Origin of the sequence: Brevundimonas sp. P7753 (assembly GCF_013386595.1) — a bacterium.
Lineage (GTDB): Bacteria > Pseudomonadota > Alphaproteobacteria > Caulobacterales > Caulobacteraceae > Brevundimonas > Brevundimonas bullata.
The window spans coordinates 1-748 of sequence record NZ_JACARP010000235.1 but is presented as its reverse complement, the minus strand read 5'-3'; the positions used below and the strand labels follow the sequence as shown (position 1 = coordinate 748).

Annotated in this window: 2 protein-coding genes; both read left to right on the top strand. The window is 62.8% G+C overall.

What is annotated here, in order from left to right; all coding sequences use genetic code 11:
• Nucleotides 1-546 (top strand): ATPase, T2SS/T4P/T4SS family (locus tag HX774_RS19345; RefSeq protein ID WP_178829025.1); only part of this gene is annotated, 546 nt, incomplete at its 5' end.
• Nucleotides 543-748 (top strand): TrbC/VirB2 family protein (locus tag HX774_RS19340; protein ID WP_178829024.1); only part of this gene is annotated, 206 nt, incomplete at its 3' end. The genes HX774_RS19345 and HX774_RS19340, both read left to right, overlap by 4 nt.

Below are 748 nucleotides of genomic sequence, written 5' to 3'. Positions count from 1 at the left end.
TCCGGAGATGTCGCCGGACTACTCTCCGCCGCCGTACAAGGCCGGCGCAACATCCTGATCTCCGGCGGCACCTCCACCGGCAAGACGACCTTCCTCAACGCCCTGATGCGAGAGATTCCGACCGAGGAGCGCCTGATCTTCATCGAGGACACGCCCGAACTTCATCTGCGCCATCCCAATGCCGTTGGACTGCTGGCGGCGCGTAGCGCCATGAGCGAGGCTGCGGTCACAGCAGAAGACCTGCTCAACGCCTCGCTACGTATGAGGCCAGACCGAGTTATTCTGGGTGAACTGCGTGGCCCTGAAGCCTACACCTTCCTGCGGGCCATCAACACGGGTCATCCAGGCTCGATGACAACCGTCCACGCCGACAACCCCGAACGGGCCGTCGAGCAGATCGCCCTGCTGGTGCTGCAAGGCGGCACGCGGCTCAAGCGTGATGACGTGATCCACTACGTATGCTCAACCATCGACGTCTATGTGCAGCTAGAGCGCACCGGGGGGCGGAGGGGCGTGTCGGATATCAAGCTGCGTGCGCAACCATGACGTCCGCTCTCGCCACCGGATCCGCTGCCCCCAACGTGTTCCTCGAGGGGACGCAATGGGTGCAGGAGCTCCTATTGGGGCCTGTTGCAACAAGCATCGCCGTCATAGCCGTGGCCGCCATCGGGTTGCTAATGTTGTCCGGTCGGATGAACATACGGCGCTCAGCCACGGTGCTTGTTGGTTGCTTCATCCTGTTCGGCGC